Annotated in this window: 13 protein-coding genes, 1 rRNA gene and 1 riboswitch; of the genes, 2 read left to right on the top strand and 12 right to left on the bottom strand. The window is 71.6% G+C overall.

Translation table 11 applies throughout. The features are described 5' to 3' along the window. Positions 1 to 68: 68 nt before the first annotated feature. Positions 69 to 172, bottom strand: a riboswitch (glycine riboswitch). A 223-nt stretch (positions 173 to 395) separates the two neighbouring features. Beyond that, positions 396 to 1619, top strand: a complete 1224-nt coding sequence (locus ACZ6NC_RS07245) for a PRC and DUF2382 domain-containing protein (protein WP_465729847.1) — start codon at positions 396 to 398, stop codon at positions 1617 to 1619. A gap of 188 nt (positions 1620 to 1807) precedes the next feature. Then, complete coding sequence (locus ACZ6NC_RS07240; RefSeq protein WP_465729846.1) at positions 1808 to 3298, top strand: MFS transporter; 1491 nt, start codon at positions 1808 to 1810, stop codon at positions 3296 to 3298. A 144-nt stretch (positions 3299 to 3442) separates the two neighbouring features. On the opposite strand, the gene ACZ6NC_RS07235 is transcribed toward ACZ6NC_RS07240, so the two are convergent. The 12 genes from ACZ6NC_RS07235 to rrf all read right to left on the bottom strand — a co-directional run. Next, positions 3443 to 4864, bottom strand: a complete 1422-nt coding sequence (locus ACZ6NC_RS07235) for a DNA polymerase IV (RefSeq protein ID WP_465729844.1) — start codon at positions 4862 to 4864, stop codon at positions 3443 to 3445. An 85-nt stretch (positions 4865 to 4949) separates the two neighbouring features. Next, positions 4950 to 5681, bottom strand: a complete 732-nt coding sequence (locus ACZ6NC_RS07230; RefSeq protein ID WP_465729842.1) for a SanA/YdcF family protein — start codon at positions 5679 to 5681, stop codon at positions 4950 to 4952. A 128-nt stretch (positions 5682 to 5809) separates the two neighbouring features. Beyond that, on the bottom strand, positions 5810 to 6469 hold the full coding sequence (locus ACZ6NC_RS07225) for a MerR family transcriptional regulator (protein WP_465729840.1): 660 nt from the start codon (positions 6467 to 6469) through the stop codon (positions 5810 to 5812). Between the two features lie 255 nt (positions 6470 to 6724). Continuing rightward, positions 6725 to 7201, bottom strand: a complete 477-nt coding sequence (locus tag ACZ6NC_RS07220) for a bifunctional nuclease family protein (protein WP_360185161.1) — start codon at positions 7199 to 7201, stop codon at positions 6725 to 6727. Positions 7202 to 7275: 74 nt separating this feature from the next. Next, entirely contained in the window at positions 7276 to 7968 is a 693-nt protein-coding gene (gene ftsR, locus ACZ6NC_RS07215; RefSeq protein ID WP_465730224.1) for a transcriptional regulator FtsR, read from the bottom strand. A gap of 182 nt (positions 7969 to 8150) precedes the next feature. After that, positions 8151 to 9035 carry an FHA domain-containing protein gene (locus ACZ6NC_RS07210; RefSeq protein ID WP_396322590.1) on the bottom strand — a complete coding sequence of 295 codons (885 nt, stop codon included), beginning with the start codon at positions 9033 to 9035 and terminating at the stop codon, positions 8151 to 8153. A gap of 214 nt (positions 9036 to 9249) precedes the next feature. After that, positions 9250 to 10530, bottom strand: a complete 1281-nt coding sequence (locus ACZ6NC_RS07205; protein WP_465729838.1) for a DUF881 domain-containing protein — start codon at positions 10528 to 10530, stop codon at positions 9250 to 9252. Beyond that, a complete protein-coding gene (locus ACZ6NC_RS07200; RefSeq protein WP_030062488.1) occupies positions 10514 to 10846 on the bottom strand; it encodes a small basic family protein in 333 nt (110 codons plus the stop codon). The genes ACZ6NC_RS07205 and ACZ6NC_RS07200 overlap by 17 nt, the downstream gene beginning before the upstream one ends. Further along, entirely contained in the window at positions 10843 to 11943 is a 1101-nt protein-coding gene (locus ACZ6NC_RS07195) for a DUF881 domain-containing protein (RefSeq protein WP_465729836.1), read from the bottom strand. Before ACZ6NC_RS07195 ends, ACZ6NC_RS07200 begins: the two co-directional genes overlap by 4 nt. 236 nt (positions 11944 to 12179) lie before the next feature. Next, complete coding sequence (locus ACZ6NC_RS07190) at positions 12180 to 14675, bottom strand: sugar phosphate nucleotidyltransferase (protein WP_465729834.1); 2496 nt, start codon at positions 14673 to 14675, stop codon at positions 12180 to 12182. Positions 14676 to 14798: 123 nt separating this feature from the next. Continuing rightward, complete coding sequence (locus tag ACZ6NC_RS07185) at positions 14799 to 15419, bottom strand: CDP-alcohol phosphatidyltransferase family protein (RefSeq protein ID WP_465729832.1); 621 nt, start codon at positions 15417 to 15419, stop codon at positions 14799 to 14801. Positions 15420 to 15516: 97 nt separating this feature from the next. After that, positions 15517 to 15608 (bottom strand): 5S ribosomal RNA (gene rrf / locus ACZ6NC_RS07180); the annotation flags it as partial.

Raw genomic sequence — 15608 nt, 5'->3', positions numbered from 1 at the left:
GCACCGTCGGTGAGGGTGGTGGCCACCGGCTCCCTCGCCGGCAGTCCTGCCCTGCTTTCCAGAGTGACCTATCCCACACGGTACGGATGCCTGAGAGATTCCGGGGAGGAGTTGCTCCTTCGGCGCCCCGACCAGTGGTTTTCGCTGTCGGGGACTCTCCCGAGCGGGCTCGGCGGTCGCGCCCAGGGTACCAGCGGGAGGCCCTTCGATCACGGGTGCGTCCGGTCACTCCCGGGACTTCCCCGTGACCCGGACGGCGCAGCACCGGGCCCGTCCGGCCCCGCCCCGGTCGCGCCCGTCCGGTTCATGGCTTTTGGTGTGAAGTGGCGGATGGAACGGGCGGGCCGGCCGTCGGCCTGCGGGAGTTCCGCAGGCGCAGCGCACTGGAGGAAAGAGTGCAGACCGATATCGACCCCCGGGACCTCATCGGCCACAAGGCGGTCGACCGCAACGGAGACAAGATCGGCACGGTCGACGAGGTGTACCTGGACGACGCCACCGGGCAGCCCGAATGGGCGGCCGTCCGGACGGGCATCTTCGGCCGGGACGCCTTCGTCCCCCTGACCACGAGCGAGTTCTCCGGCGACGAGCTGCGGGTGCCGTACGACAAGTCGCTGGTGAAGGAGTCGCCGGACTTCGGCGTCGGCCAGCACCTGTCGCCGGCCCAGGAGCTCCAGCTGTACCGCTACTACGGGCTGGACACCCCGGTGGACGGACGCCCGTCGGCGGGCGACGGCTCCGGGTCCGAACCCGCCGACCTGGACTTCGGCTCGGTCCCGGCCGCGGCCCCGACGGCGGCGGCCGGCACCGCGGTGGCCGCCGCCAGGCACACGGCACCGAAGCCCGCGGACCCCCCGGCCACCCCGACCGCCGCACCGGCCGCGCCCGCCGCGAAGCCGCTCGCCTTCCACCCGGCCGACACCCCGGCCCCCTCCCCCCTCACCACCCCGGCGGCCGACCTCGGCAAGCCGTCCGAACCCGCCACGGAGGCCAACGTGCGGACCCTCAGCACCACCGCACCCGCCGCCCCCGAGCCGCGCCCCCAGGCCGCACCCGCCGCCCCCGCCGCGCCGGCCACCACCGGCCCGGTCGCCCCCGCCGCCGCGGCCTCCACCACCCCGGGGCCGGCCTCGTCCGCGCCCAGTGGCCCGGTGGAGATCACCTGCCGTGAGGAGCGCCTGGACATCACCACCGAGTGGCACGTCCTCGGCACCGCGAAGCTGCGCAAGTACGTGACCAGCGAGCCGGTCGAGCGCCGCGTCCCGGTGGTCCGCGAGCGCGTCCGGGTGGAGCGGATGCCGGTCGGCGAGGCCGAGCGGGCCGCGCTGAGCGACAAGGACATCGCCGAGGCGGTGGAGGAGGTCACGCTTCGCGAGGAGCGCCCGGTGGTCCGCAAGTACCTGGCCCCGATCGAGCGGGTGCGCCTGGTGGTCGAGCGGTACACCACCGAGGAGGTGATCCGCGACGAGCTGCGCCGCGAGCACGTCGAGGTCCACGACAACACCGCCGCCTCGACCCCGGCCCCGACCCCCGCAGCGCCGCCCGACCCCGCCCACGCCCACGCCCCCGCCCCGGCGGACGAACCGTCCCGCCCGGCCCCCCTCAGACCCCTCGCCTGACAGCAGCTCACCCAGGACCCCGAGCCCGCCACGGCCCGGGGTCCTTCGGGCTTCCACCCCGCGAACCCGCCCTCCGGGGCCTCGGTCCTTCGACTTTGCCAAAGCTTCACCGATCGATATTTGACATAATGAAGTATCTCCCTGCATGGTTATTTCAGTTCATTCACTATGTACGGGAGGAAGCAACCGTGAGTGAGGCACCACAGCCCACCACCGCGGCCGAGAAGCAGAGCAGCGCCCGGGTCCTGCCGGCCCTCATCCTGGCGATGCTGTCGTTCAGCGTGGTGCAGACCGCGGTCGTCCCGATCCTGCCCTCGCTGGCCAAGGAGCTCAGCGTCTCCGGCTCCAGCATCACCTGGCTGATGACGGCCAACCTGCTCTCGGCCGCCGTGCTGACCCCCCTGCTGGGCCGCTTCGGCGACCTGCGCGGCCGTAAGCCGATGCTGCTGATCTCGCTGACCGGCCTGGTGGCCGGCTCCGCGCTGGCGGTCAGCACCCACTCCTTCACCTGGCTGGTCGTCGCCCGCGTCCTGCAGGGCGCCGGCGGTGGCGTGCTGCCGCTGGCGATCAGCATCGTCCGCGACGAGCTGCCGAAGCAGAAGGTGACCGGCGGCGTCGCCGCCATCAGCGCCTCGATGGGCGTCGGCTCCGGCCTCGGCCTGGTGGCGACCGGTCTCCTGCTGGAGCACTGGAGCTACAAGTCGATCTTCTGGATGGGCCTGGTCTTCGGCCTGATCGCGGTCGCCCTGGTCGCCCTGCGGGTGCCCAGCGACCCGGTCACCGACAAGGAGGGCGGCGCCGACCCGCTCGGCGCCCTCACTCTGGCCGGCTGGCTCTCCGCCCTGCTGGTCGCGGTCAGCCAGGGCAACAACTGGGGCTGGACCTCGACCAAGACGCTCGGCCTCTTCGCCGTCGCCGCAGTGATCGCCCTGATCTGGGGCGTCATCGAGGTCAAGGTGAAGCACCCGCTGGTGGACATGAAGATGATGTCCCGCCCGGCCGTCGCCTTCACCAACCTGGCCGGCCTGCTGATCGGCTTCGGCATGTACGGCTCGTTCATGGTGATCAGCAACTTCGCCCAGACCCCGGAGAAGTTCACGCACTACGGCTTCACCGCCACCGTGCTGCACGCCGGCATCATGCTGCTGCCGTCCGCCATCGGCTCGATGGTCGCCGCCCCGCTGGGCGCCCTGCTGATCGCCCGCCGCGGCCCGCGTCTGCCGCTGGTCCTCGGCGGTGTGCTCGGCGCCGTCGCGATGGTCTACCTGGCCGTGCGCCACAGCCACGAGGCCGACATCTACACCGCTTCGGCGATCTTCGGTCTGGGCATCGGCCTCGCCTTCTCGGCGATGCCCGCCTACATCAACGGCGCCGTCCCGGTCGAGCAGAGCGGCATCGCCAACGGCATGAACGCCGTGCTGCGTACCGTCGGTGGCGCGATCGGCACCGCCGTGATGGCCGCGATCCTGACCGGCGACACCATGAAGCTGCCGATCCCGGTCTCGCTGCCGACCCTGGACGCCTACAAGCACGCGTTCTGGACCGCCGCGGTGGTCTGCGCGATCGCCGGCGCCGTCCCGTTCCTCATCCGCTCCGTCAAGCCGGCCGTCACCGTCGCCGCCGGCAACGAGGTCGCGGACCTGAACTCCAGCCCCGCGCTGGCCAAGACCGACGCCTGACGAGGCGTCCACCCCCCCGCGCTCAGGGACAGAGCGCGGGGGACCGGTCCCCGAACGGTCGACGAGGGCATCGCGACCGCCCGAGGCCCGGCACTTCATACGGCCCCACCCGGTTCCCCTACCGGGTGGGGCCGTTTCGTACGCTCAGCCCTCCCCCGGGCCATCGCCCCCGTCCGCGCCCCCGTCCGCACCCCCGGACCCGCCCTCGCCGCCCCGCAACGGCAGCGGACGCGCGGGCTCCAGCGCCGGGTCGTCCACCGCGAAGGTCCGCACCCGGCCAGGCCCGCTCCACGGTGTCTCGAACCGCACCGTCACCCGCCCGACCCCACTGCCCTGCACCCACCCGGGCCCGAACTCACCGTGGTGCACGTCCTGCCCCGGCATCCAGTGCCGCACCGCGGGCCCCACCGGCTCCGGCTCGTCCCCCTCCCCGCCCTCCACCACCTCGTGCTCGGCGGCCTCCTCCCGGACGGCCTGCGCGAACAGGTCCTCCTGGGTGTAGTCGGCCAGCTGCGAGACCCCGACGCCGAGCAACCGCACCCCGCCGGTGATGTCCACCTGCGAGGCCAGCCGCCGAGCCGTCTCCGTGATCACCGCCTCGTCGTCCGTCGGGCCGCGCAGCGTCTCCGAACGGGTCAGCGTGGAGAAGTCGAACCGCCGCACCTTCAGCACCACCGTCCGCCCCGACCGGCCGGCCGCGCGGAGCCGCCGCACGCACCGCGCGGCCAGGACGTCGACCTCGCGCAGCACCCGGTCCCGGTCGGCGAGGTCCACCTCGAAGGTGTCCTCCACCGACACCGACTTGGCGTCCTGGTCGGGGACCACCGGCCGGTCGTCCAGCCCTGTCGACATGTGGTGGACGCCGGCGCCGTGCGCCTTCCCCAGCAGCTGCACCAGCTCCGCCTCCCCCGCCTCGGCGAGGTCGGCCACCGTGTTCAACCCGGCCCGCCGCAGCACCTGTTCGGTGGCCGGGCCGATGCCGGGCAGCGCGCGCACCGGCATCGGCCCGAGCACCGCGCGCTCCTGGCCGGGCTCGATCAGCACCAGCCCGTCCGGCTTTGCCTGCTCGGAGGCGATCTTGGCCATCAGCTTGGACCCGGCCGCCCCGACCGAGGCGGTCAGCCCGGTGCGCCGGTGGATGTCGGCCCGCAGGTCCTCCGCGAGGGCCACCACCAGCCGCTCCCCCGTCCCGTGGTCGGCCGCCGCCAGCGCCGGGCCGTACGGACCGGCCTCCAGGTCGACGAACGCCTCGTCCAGGCTGAGCGGCTGGACCAGCGGTGACAGCTCCCGCAACAGGCCCATCACCAGCTCGCTCACCTGCCGGTAGGCCTCGAACCGCCCGGACAGGAACGCCGCGTTCGGGCAGAGCCGGCGCGCCTGCGCCATCGGCATCGCCGAGTGCACGCCGAACTTCCGCGCCTCGTACGAGGCCGTGGAGACCACCCCGCGCCCGCCCAGACCGCCGACGATCACCGGCTTCCCGCGCAGGCTCGGCTTGGCCGCCTGCTCCACCGCGGCGAAGAAGGCGTCCATGTCGAGGTGGATGATGCTCGGCAGTGACCGCACCTGCCGATCATGCCGCACGGGTACGACAGCCCGGCCGAACCCGGCCGCCTCCCCGGTACCGTCCCGCTCCCGGTACCCCGCCCGGCTACCGCTGCTGCGCCGCCCCCGCGTCGGCCAGCGCCCGCGGGATGCCCTCCTCCTTGGGGCCGAGGAACAGCGGGTCCGGCCGCAGCCAGGCGTTCAGCGCCGCCTTGCCCGCCCCCGGGATCTCCCGCAGCCCGCCGTACAGCCAGGTGGCGTCGTGCACCTCCGGCACCCCGACCGCGTACGCGTCGATGCCGGCCGCCTCACAGAGCGCCAGCGCCCGCCGGACATGGAAGTCCTGGCTGACCAGCACCGCGCGGTCCACCCCGAAGATCCGGTGCGCCCGGGTGCAGGAGTCCCAGGTGTCGAAGCCCGCGTAGTCCCCCACCACCCGCACCTGCGGCACCCCGTGCTCGATCAGGTACTGCCGCATCGCGTCCGTCTCGTCGTAGCTGTCCCGGCCGTTGTCGCCGGTGACCAGGACCGCCTGGACCTTCTGCTCCCGGTACAGGTCGACCGCCGCGTCCAGCCGGTGTGCCAGGTACGGCGACGGCTTGCCCTGGAACAGGCCCGCGCCGAACACCACCGCCACCGGTGCCTTCGGCGCGCTCGCCACGGTACCGACCCGGTCCTCCGCCGAGATCCACAGCCAGGCACTCGGCGCCAGCGCCAACGCGCAGCCCGCGGTGACGAGTTGGAAGATCCGGCGCTGGGTGCGCCGCCGTGCCAGCCGGACGCCGAGCCGCCGTGCCCGCCGCCGCAGCAGGCCGGGTATTCCGGAGCCGAACCGCACGTACTCCCCCTTGAGTCGCTCACCAGACTTGATCGGTTCACCAGGCACGACGAGGCCGCGGCCCGGACGGTTCCCCACCCGGGCCGCGGCCTCGTCAGTACGCCTGTAGTACGCCTGTAGTACGCCTGTCAGACCGCGCGGTTGCGGCGCTGCGCCAGCTCGTCGCCCGGGTCGTGCCCGACCACCGTCTCACCGGTGTCGGTCCGCTCTGCGTGCAGCCGCCCGAGGGTCAGCTCCAGCTCCTGCCAGACCGCGCCGACGGCGATGCCGAAGACGCCCTGACCGCCCTTCAGCAGGTCGACCACCTGCTGCGGCGTGGTGCACTCGTACACCGTGGCGCCGTCGCACATCAGCGTCAGCCCCGCCAGCTCGGCGACCTCGGGGGACTGCAGATGGGCGACCGCCACCCGGATGTTCTGGAGCGAGACGCCCGCGTCCAGCAGCCGCTTCACGATCTTCAGCAGCAGGATGTCGCGAAAGCTGTACAGCCGGTGGCTGCTCGCCGGGTAGACCGAGCGGACGCTGGGCTCGAGCAGCCCCGTCCGGGCCCAGTAGTCGAGCTGGCGGTACGTGATCCCGGCCGCCGCGCAGGCCGTCGGCCCGCGGTAGCCGATCAGTTCCGAGGTGGGCGCGAGCCGCTCGATGGCGGGCTGACCGGGCTGTACGGCCGGGAACCGGCCCAGCCGGGGCAGCTCCGTCCGGGGCAGGTCGGTCACGCTGCGGGCGGTGCGCGGCATGTGCACGGCACACAGGCCTCCCACGGCCGCTTCATCGCCGGTGCCGGTCATGCCTACCTCCGTCCACTCATGCTGCGGGCAACCCAGACTGCGGGCGACAGGCACCCGGGCAGCCACTCCTGACGGTAGGCAGTCCCCTATGGCCCGTCAACGATCGCCACGCCGGGCGGGACAAACCACGTCACTCAGGAGAGTGGTTTTTCGTGCCCCTAGTGTGGGTAGGTGGACGCTTTTTGGCAAAACGACCGAACGTATACGGCACGACGCCGCATACGGCCCCCCGGACGACACCCCGCAGGCGGCCGGCTACTGCGGCGTGCCGCCGCCGAAGTCCTCGGGCGAGACCTGGTCGAGGAACTCGCGGAACTTCTCCACCTCGTCCTCCTGCTCGTCCGGGATCGCGATGCCCGCCTCGGCGAGCACCTCCTCGCTCCCGTAGATCGGCGTACCGGTCCGCAGCGCCAGTGCTATCGCGTCGGACGGCCGGGCGCTCACCTCGACCCCGCCGGCGAAGACCAGCTCGGCGTAGAAGACACCCTCCCGCAGGTCGGTGATCCGCACCTCGGTGAGCTGTTGCCCGAGCGCCTCCAGGACGTCCTTGAAGAGGTCGTGCGTCAGCGGGCGCACCGGAGTCATGCCCTGCTGGGCGAAGGCGATCGCGGTCGCCTCGCCGGGGCCGATCCAGATCGGCAGGTAACGGTCGCCCCCGACCTCCCGGAGCAGCACGATCGGCTGGTTGGAAGGCATCTCCACCCGGACACCCACGACGTCGAGCTCATTCACACAGGCAACCCTATGGCCCTTGACCCGGATATGAAAGCGCAGAGCCGACCGCGCTGGTCAGCGGGGTCGGCCGGTCAGGTACGGGTCCGCAAACCGGCCTGGACCATGGCCGCGTGCAGCCGGACGGAGAGCGTGGCCAGCTCCCTCGCGGTGGCCTCGGCATGCGCCCTGGTCTGCGGGTTCCGGTGCCGGCGCAGCGGCGCCACCACCTGCTCGACGAGCGCGATCTCGCGGTCGGCGGCGGCCTTCATGGCGCGCAGGTGGCGCGGCTCAAGCCCGTACCGGCCCAGCTCCGCGACCAGCCGGGCGACCTGCAGCGCCTCGCCGTCGTAGCCACCGTCCGGCCCTGCCGCGACCAGCCCGTAGGACTCCCACTCGGCCAGCTGCCGCTCGCCGGCCTCGGCGGCGGCCAGCAGTTCGGCCCGGCCCAGCCGGACCCCGGCCGAGCTCTCGGCGCCGGCCACCAGCTCGCGGTCCGCCTCCTCCAGCGGCCCGGGCCGGGCGTCGGCGGCGGGCAGCGCGGGCGGGCTCTCACCGCGCTCCATGGCGTCCAGGTGCTCGCGGATCACCCGCAGCGGCAGATAGTGGTCACGCTGCATCCGCAGGACGTAGGCCAGCCGCTCGACGTCGGCCGGGCTGAACTTGCGATACCCCGAGGGCGTGCGCTGCGGCTCGACCAGGCCCTCCGCCTCCAGGAACCTGATCTTCGAGATGGTGACCTCGGGGAAGTCGTCCCGCAGGAAGGCCAGCACCGCGCCGATGCTCAGCAGCTCGTCGCCGCCGCGCCGTCGGCCGCCCCCGGCGGGCCGGTCCGGGCGGACCGGCTGCCTGGGGGCCGCGACCACCCCCCGCGTGCCCTGGTCCGCCTGCGGACCGGACGACACGGGGGTGGCCGCCCCGAGAGATGAAGGGGTATTCGTACTCACTCGGGCTCCTGCCGACGTTGGTTTCAGTACCCCCGGTGGTGGCTGGCGAAGAACACCAGCCGGTACTTCCCGATCTGCACCTCGTCGCCGTTGTTCAGCGGCACCTCGTCGATCCGCTCCCGGTTGACGTACGTGCCGTTGAGGCTGCCCACGTCCGCGACGGTGAAGCCGCCGCCGGGCGTCCGGCGGAACTCCACGTGCTTGCGCGAGACGGTGACGTCGTCCAGGAAGATCTCGCCCTGCGGGTGACGGCCGGCCGTGGTCTTGTCCGAGTCCAGCAGGAACCGGCTGCCCGAGTTCGGGCCGCGCTGGACGATCAGCAGGGCCGTGCCCGGCGGCAGCGCGTCGATCGCCGCCAGCACCTCCGCCGACAGGGCCGGCGTGGCGCCGGTACCGGTCGTGGTGTTGGGGTCGTAGGACTCCAGGCCGGAGATCGAGATGGTCGACGTGGTCTCCGCCGCCCCCTCGGGCAGCGCACCGCCGCGCAGCGCCGTACCGCAGTTGGAACAGAAGCGGGCCGCGGCCGGGTTCTGGTTGCCGCACCTGGGGCACGGAGTGGGGCCAGCCATGTTCACAGCCTCCTGGCGCGGCACACCCGACGGGTTGTGCCCGGCGTACGGGTCCGGGGCAAACCCTCCACCAGAGGTTGAGGGTCCTGACGGGAAACCTATGCGCGGGGCGCCGGAGGGGTCAACCGACGCGCCGTAGCCCGCCGGATTCCCCGCGAACTGCTGGTTGGCGCCGTCCCGGAACAGGGGCCGCTCCGCGTACTCCACCCCCTCGGGGGCAGGGCGCATGCCCGGCACGGCGGGCTCTTCGTCGGCCCGGCGGTGACGCGCGGTGGGTGCCTCGACGGCGGCCGCGTCACGGCCCTTGTTGCGACCGAACAACTTCGAGAAGAAACTCACGGGCGAATCCCCTTGCGTGTGACAGACCCGCCCGCGGGGCAGGGTGAGAACCTCGGACAGGCTGCGGGCCCGGTCTCGGATCGGGCCGGCTGGAGTGGTACTCCGACGTTTGGTGCTCCGGCATGTGCTGGTGTGGACCAGTCTCGCCCACGCGACGACGACCCCCCGCACCGGGGGCCGCCCGCAGGTGACGGGCCGTTCGGCCGGTACCCCGTCACTTCGGAGCCGGCTTGGCGTACTGCGGCGTCTTCAGATCGACGAGGGCGTCGACGACCACCTTCTGTTGCTGGGAGATGGTCGCCCGGGCCTGATGACTCTCCAGGGTGCGGACCACACCTCCCGGGATGTTCAGCGCGGGTGTGAGGTCCTGCGGGTTCCCGACGACGGTGAAGCGATAGGGCTGCGAGACCTTCTTGCCGTCGATCTGCACACCGCCGCCGGACACGTCCGTGAAGTAGGTGTTGACCACCACGCGCACATCGTTGATCTGAATCGCCTCCGCCCCCGCCGCTCGGAGTTCCTGCAGGGTGTCCAGCAGCATATCCGCCTTCACCTGCCCTTGGGGATCATCGACAGTGAGTACGATGCCCGGACCAGTGGCCTTGACCGTTCCCGCGAGCACACCGAGTTCCGTCACCTTCTTCCTGGTCTGTTCCTGGGCCTCCTTGGCCTGGTTGGAACTGTTCTCCAACTTGGCCAGGGACTGCTCGAGCTCCGCTTTCTCCTGTTGGAGACGCTGCTGACGGCCGTCCAGTTCGTCGAGAATCCGGACAAGATCCTCCTGGCGTGCGCCGCGCAGCTGGCTGTGGTGATCGTTGGTCGAGCGGACCTGGATCGCCAGGGCCAGGCCGAGCGAGAACAGCAGCACCGCCACCACCAGCTGGCCGCGCGACAGCCGCGGCGGCCAGAGCGCCGCCTTCAGCCGGCGGCGGCCCGCACCACGGTCGACGGCCGGCGGGGCGGGCTCGGGCTCGTCGGCCTCGGGCTCGTCGGCCTCTGCCCCGGCCTGGGGTTCGGGCTTCGGTCCTGGCTGTGCTTCGGGCTCCGGTCCGGGCTCGGGTGCGGGCTCAGGGGCCTCGGCGGGCGCCTTCGCGACCTCCCGTTCCTCGACCTCAGCCTCAGCCTCAGCCTCTTGCTGCTCCGCGTCCGGCTTCCGCTCGGCCTCCTCGGTCTTCCCGGCCTCCTCAGCCTGCGGAAGCGCCGCCTCGGCCGGTTCCGCCTTCTCCTTCTCCCGGTCCTTCTCTTTCTCCTTCAACGGCTCCGCCTGCTTCACCGGTTCGACCGGCTCCACAGCCTCCGCAGGCTCGGTCGGCTCCACAGGCTCCACAGCCTCCGCGGGCTCGACAGGCTCCGCGGGCTTCCGTAGCGGCTTCTCCGCCGCGGGCGCCGTCTCCCGCTCCACCCTGCCGTTCTCGCGCACGCCTTCTCCCGCCGCTCCGCCCACGGTCTTCTCCTCCGCCGCCTTCTCGCGGCCGGGCTCAGGCGCGGAAGACATGGCGCCTGATCGCAGCGGCGTTGGAGAAGATGCGGATACCCAGGACGACGACGACACCGGTGGACAGCTGCGAGCCGACCCCCAGCTGGTCCCCGAGGAAGACGATCAGCGCCGCGACCACCACGTTGGAGAGGAAGGAGACGATGAACACCTTGTCGTTGAAGATCCCGTCCAGCATCGCCCGGACGCCGCCGAACACGGCATCGAGCGCCGCGACCACCGCGATCGGCAGGTACGGCACGACGGCGTCCGGCACCTCGGGCTGGACGAAGAGTCCGACGACCACCCCGATCACGAGACCCAGTACGGCAATCACGGTCTAGCTGCTCCTGTCCCTGCGGTGGGCGACCCGCTCGTGGTCGCCGTGGGCGAGTGGGCTGTGGTGGTCTTGGCCGAGCCGCTCGGCGTCCGCTTCCCCGAGCTCCGCGGACTCGGTGTGGCCGACGACGACGTGCTCGCGGAGGGGCTCTCCGATCCACCGGCGGACGCCGGCGCGCTCGGGGCGGTGGCGGACGGGCTCGCCGACGGCGAGGCCTCCGGAGTGACGGGCTGGGCGGTCCGCAGGGTGACGCCCACCGCCGCGGGCAGCGTCAGCTTCTTCTGCGCGGAGAGCGTCGACTTGATGCCGTACTTCTCCTGCAGCAGACGCAGGTACTGGCCCGCCATGTTGTTCTCGAAGGCGCCGACCAGCTTGGGCCCGTCGCCGAGCGCCTGCACGCTGTACGGCGGGACGAGCGGCCGGTTGTCCACCAGCACCGCCTCGCCCGCGGCGCGGATCGCCGAGAGTGCGGTGAGCCGCTGCCCGTTGATCGATATGCCCTCGGCGCCGGACTCCCAGAGTCCGTTCACCACCAGCTGGAGGTCCCGGTCGCGCAGCCGGCCGCTGTTGGAGAACCCCTGCCCGGCGCGCGGATCGACGTTCCCGCCGGCGCCGGTACCGGCCGCGTCCTCCAGGACCAGCTTGAGGCCCGGGCCGGTGACCTCGGCCAGGCCGACCGCGCCCGCCAGGGCGGCCGGGTCGCCGTCCCCCGAGGCCAGCGCCTGCTGCTGCGTACTGTCGACCTTCCGCCGCAGCTCCTGCACCTGCTTCTGAAGGCGGTCCGCCGACCCGTTGCTGTCGTTGATCCGGTGGATCAGCGCGTCGCGCTCCTTGGCGAGCGTCGGCTCCGCCTTGTGCGCGTTCACCGCGCCGACCGTCACCACCGCCCCCACCAGGGCCAGCCCGGCGCCCAGCGTCAGCAGGCCCCGGACCGTGCCGGGTATCCGGCTGTCGCGGTCCCCGCCCCGCGCCGCGGCCGCCTCGGCATAACCCTCGTCCAGGCTGTGGTCCATCACGTTGGTCAGCAAGGACATCGAGGCGTCCGGACGGTTGAACCGTCCGTTGCTGGCACTCGGCGTCGGCGTCGCTGGCATGCGGACCATCGTCCCACGTCGGCGGAGGGGCCTGTGCACACCCCCTGACCTGCACACTCACCAGAAGCGACGGATCACCACCAATGCTGCCAAAACGGACAACCGGGTAATCGGGGGTCGGGCGGACCTGCAGACACGCGGACGAGCGGGGGGGGGGGGGGGGGGGGGGGGGGGCCCCCCCCCCCCCCCCCCCCCCCCCCCGCCCTCCCGGAGTCGGCCCCGGGGTCATCCAGCGGTCACCGGCCGGCGCCGTCGACCACCGCCGCCCACTCGTCGAGCAACGCCTCGGTCGCCTCGTCGTCCGGGCCCTCCGCCCAGAGGTGGGTGACCGCCTCGGCCGGGTCCGGCAGCACCAGAGTCCACCGCCCGTCCGCCTCGACCACCCGGACGCCGTCCGTGGTGTCGAGCCGCCGGTTGCCGGCCGCCTCCACCACCGAGCGCATGACCATGCCCTTCGCCGCCCACGGCGTCGCGATGTCCCGCCGCCGGATGTGCGCCTGCGGGATGCGCGCGTCGATCTGGCTCAGCGTGAGCTGGGTCCGGGCCACCAGCCCGACCAGCCGGACGAACGCCGCCGCACCGTCCAGCACACCGCTGAACTCGGGGACGACGAAGCCACCGCGCCCGTCGCCGCCGAACACCGTGCCCTCGGCGGCGGCCGCCTTGGCCAGGTCGTCCGGCGTGGTCGTGGTCCAGATGACCTGGGTGCCGTGGTAGGCCGCCACCTGCTCGGCGATCCGCGTGGTGGTCACCGGCAGCGCGACCTGCCCGCTGCGGCGCTCGGCCGCGACCAGGTCGAGCAGCACCAGCAGCGCCCGGTCGTCGTCGATCACCCGGCCAAGCTCGTCCACGAAGGCCACCCGCTCGCCCACCGGGTCGAAGCGCACCCCGAAGGCCGCCCGGGAGGACGCCACCAGCTCGCCCAGCCTGGCCAGCCCCGCCCGGCGCTCCTCGGCGTCCTCGGTCGGCCGCGACTCGTCCAGCCCGCTGGAGACGGTGAGCGCCTCCACGCCCAGCCGGCCGAGGATGCTCGGCAGGACAAGCCCGGCGCTGCCGTGCGCGGTGTCCACGACCACCTTCAGCCCGGCCTCGCGGACACCCGTGGTGTCGATGGTCCGCAGCAGGTTGCCCGCGTAGGAGTCGAACACGCTGGACGGGAAGGTCAGGTCGCCGATCTCGCCGGGGAACGCGCGCCGGTACTCCTGGCGCGCGTAGACGCGGTCCAGCTTGCGCTGCCCGGCCTGCGAGAGGTCGGCGCCGCGCTCGTCGAAGAAGAGGATGTCCAGCGAGTCCGGCACCCCGGGCGTGGTCCGCAGGAAGATCCCGCCGGCGCTCCCCCGCGCGGTGTGCTGCCGGGCCACCGGCATCGGCACGTTCTCCAGGTCGCGGACGTCGATCGCGCTGGTCTGGAGCGCCGAGATCATCGCCCGCTTGAGCGCACGCGCACCACGCGAGTGGTCACGCGCGATGGTGACGGTCGCCCCCTTCTTCAGCGTGGTCGCGTACGCGCCCGCCAGCCGCACGGCCAGCTCGGGCGTGATCTCGACGTTGAGGATGCCCGAGACGCCGCGGAGACCGAAGAGGTGCTCCTGGCCGCGGGACTCCCAGATCACCGAGGTGTTGACGACCGCGCCGGCCTCGATGGTCTTGAACGGGTAGACGCGGACGTTGGCCGCGATGATCGACTCCTCGCCGATCAGGCACTCGTCCCCGATCACCGCGCCGTCCTCGATGCGCGCGGCCCGCATGACATCGGTGTTCTTGCCGACGACACAGCCCCGCAGGTTGCTCTGCGGCCCGATGTAGACGTTGTCGTGGATGACCGCCTTGTGCAGGAACGCACCGCGCTTCACGACGACATTGCTGCCGAGCACGGTGTGCTCGCGGATCTCCACGCCGGCCTCGACCTTGGCGTAGTCCCCGATGTACAGCGGCCCGCGGAGCACCGCCTCCGGGTCCACCTCGGCCCCTTCGGCCACCCAGACACCCGGAGAGATCTCGAACCCGTCGAGCTCGACGTCGACCTTGCCCTCCAGGACGTCCGCCTGGGCCTTGCCGTAGCTCTCGTGGGTGCCCACGTCCTCCCAGTAACCTTCGGCCACGTACCCGTAGACCCGCTTGCCCTCCTTGAGCAACTGCGGGAACACGTCGCTCGACCAGTCGACGGACTCCCCCGCCGCCACGTAGGCGAAGACCTCGGGTTCCATGACGTAGATCCCGGTGTTCACCGTGTCGGAGAAGACCTGCCCCCAGGTCGGCTTCTCCAGGAAGCGCTCGACGCGCCCCTCGTCGTCGGTGATCGTGATGCCGAACTCCAGTGGGTTCGGCACTCGGGTGAGACAGACGGTGACCAGTGCGTTCTTACTACGGTGGAACTCGATCAATTCCGAGAGGTTGAAGTCGGTCAGCGCGTCACCGGAGATCACCAGAAAGGAGTCGTCCTTGAGCGCGTCCTCGGCGTTCTTGACACTCCCCGCAGTGCCTAGCGGCGTCTCCTCGTTCGCATATGTGAGATGCATACCCAACTCTTCGCCGTCACCGAAGTAGTTCTTGACCAGCGAGGCCAGGAACTGGACGGTGACGACGGTGTCGGAGAGGCCGTGCCGCTTCAGCAGCCGCAGCACGTGCTCCATGATCGGGCGGTTGGCCACGGGAAGCAGCGGCTTCGGCATGCTGGAGGTCATCGGGCGGAGTCGGGTGCCTTCGCCCCCTGCCATTACAACGGCTTTCATTACGGGTGCGTCCTCCTTCGCGGTGGTGGACCTGCAGGTCCATCAAACCGTTCCAGAGGTTCTCTACCCGGAAGATATCGTCCGACGCACCGTGTCGCCGTGGGACTTCTCTCAGATCGCGTCTCAGACTGTGGACGCCGAGGAGGCCGAGACGCCCCGGACGATCTGCCGCGCCTGCACCGCGTAAAGAATGGCGGCCCACCAGTAGAGCGTGGTCCCCCACCAGATGAAGGCCCAGCTGACGACCTCGGCCGGCCGCGCGATCCAACTGTCCCCGGTGCCGAGCAGCAGAAGCGGAAACGCGTACATCAGATTGAAAGTCGCGGCCTTCCCCAGGAAACTCACCTGCAACGGCCCGTAGCCGTACCGGTTGAGAATGGGCAGCAGCGCCGCGATAAACAGTTCACGGGCCAACAGGATCGCCGTGAGCCACCACGGCAGGATCTCACGCCAGGTCAGACCGACCAGCGTGGACAGCACATAGAGACGGTCCGCCAGCGGGTCGAGCAGCTGGCCGACCCGGCTGATCTGCCCCCACCTGCGGGCCAGCTTTCCGTCCAGGTAGTCACTGATGCCACTCAGCATCAGGATCAGCAGCGCCCAACCGTCATTGTTCGGTCCGTCGAACACCGGCCAGAGAATCAGCCAGAGGAAGAGCGGAACGCCGACCAGCCGGCCCATGCTCAGCAGGTTGGGGATGGTGAGGACGCGATCGGTCTGGACCCGCGTCTCCTGGACCTCCACCCGGGGGCCTCCTGTACCGTGTGACGACTTTGCACGTTGACCTTACAACAGAAAAGCCCCCATCCGGTTCCCCGGCGGGGGCTTCTCTCGAAGAATTGTTCGGCGGCGTCCTACTCTCCCACAGGGTCCCCCCTGCAGTACCATCGGCGCTGTGAGGCTTAGCTTCCGGGTTCGGAATGTAACCGGGCG

Source organism: Kitasatospora sp. NPDC041988 (assembly GCF_055588525.1).
Note: the sequence above shows the minus strand (reverse complement) of the source record. Positions and strands in the feature narration are given on the sequence as shown.

What these genes read in the sequence shown, in the direction of transcription:
- ACZ6NC_RS07205 (WP_465729838.1), bottom strand. Translation starts at nt 10,530, where the DNA reads ATGTCTTCCGCGCCTGAGCCCGGCCGCGAGAAGGCGGCGGAGGAGAAG.
- ACZ6NC_RS07195 (WP_465729836.1), bottom strand. Translation starts at nt 11,943, where the DNA reads ATGCCAGCGACGCCGACGCCGAGTGCCAGCAACGGACGGTTCAACCGT.
- ACZ6NC_RS07225 (WP_465729840.1), bottom strand. Translation starts at nt 6,469, where the DNA reads ATGACCGGCACCGGCGATGAAGCGGCCGTGGGAGGCCTGTGTGCCGTG.
- ACZ6NC_RS07190 (WP_465729834.1), bottom strand. Translation starts at nt 14,675, where the DNA reads ATGAAAGCCGTTGTAATGGCAGGGGGCGAAGGCACCCGACTCCGCCCG.